1 protein-coding gene and 1 pseudogene are annotated in these 1,011 nt (G+C 68.0%); both read right to left on the bottom strand.

What is annotated here, in order from left to right; genetic code table 11:
- The coding region (gene cpaB, locus DBR20_RS14270) for a Flp pilus assembly protein CpaB (protein ID WP_258223373.1) at window positions 1-698 on the bottom strand (698 nt) is incomplete at its 3' end.
- A gap of 24 nt (window positions 699-722) precedes the next feature.
- Window positions 723-1,011 (bottom strand): annotated as a pseudogene (locus DBR20_RS23230) (pilus assembly protein); the annotation flags it as partial.

The following is a 1,011-nucleotide window of genomic DNA, read 5'->3' as shown; positions in this document are numbered from 1 at the left end:
GGTACCGCCAGCACCGCGGTGCGAGCCGGCTGCGTGGCATCGCTGCCGTTTCCGTTGCTGTGGGTGCTGCTGGAGCCATTGGTGATGTCGGCCGCGCGTGAGTCGTTGCTGGCCGTGGCCGGTGCCTCACCCTGGGCAGTGCTGGGTGCCACCGCAATATCCTGCTGGCCGTAGCTGAGCACGCGCAGGCGCGACAGCAGCAAACGGGTCTGTGCGATGTCCTGCTGGCCGTTGTAGCTGGTAGCGGCGCTGCGCAGGTTGAGGAAAACGTCGACGAAATCGCCGGGCAGGATGCGGTTGCCTGCCGCGACCAGCTCATCGACCGGTACCGCCAGTGCCCGTTCACCCGGCCGCAGCTGCAGTGAGAAGCCCTGCGCGAGCAGGCTTGCGCCGATCGCGCTGCCTTCGCTGATGTCCTGCACCGGCACCTTGCCAACCACCGCCGCCAGGTCGGTCACCGCCCCCGGCACTTCTGCAGTGCGTTGCGTCAGTCGTACGCCATTGGCGCTGATCGGCTCGCCGGCGGGCAGCCGCGCGATGGCTTCAACGACACTGAAGGTCTGGGCATCGGCTTTCACGATCGTGTTCGGGTTGTCCGCCGAGGCCGCTGGCTTGCGACCGATCACGAAGGCGACCACGGCGAGCAGCACGGCGAGCGCGATCAGGGCGATGGCGGCGATGCGGGTCAACTTGAGCATGAAAAACGTCTCCTGTACCGATCGTCAGTTGCTGCCAAGGTCCAGCTGGGCGACCGCGACGCTACGAATGGGGGCCCCCATCACCCAGCCATAGAGCGTGGCGGTGCCGGGCAGGAAGGGGTGGGAGTTGTAGTCGTAGCTCACGGTTACGGTCATGCATTGCACCGTCGCCAGGCCGGCGCAGGGCGCCTGCGGCGAGACCACGATGGCACCGGAGCCGCCGGCGCTGCAGTCCGGGTTCTGCCCGGAAAACTGCAGCAGCCATTGCATGGAGCGGCGGGCCGCAAGGCAGGCTGCGGTGCGCCGCTCGCCG

Source organism: Stenotrophomonas sp. HMWF023 (assembly GCF_003060985.1).
Lineage (GTDB): Bacteria > Pseudomonadota > Gammaproteobacteria > Xanthomonadales > Xanthomonadaceae > Stenotrophomonas > Stenotrophomonas lactitubi.
Note: the sequence above shows the minus strand (reverse complement) of the source record. Positions and strands in the feature narration are given on the sequence as shown.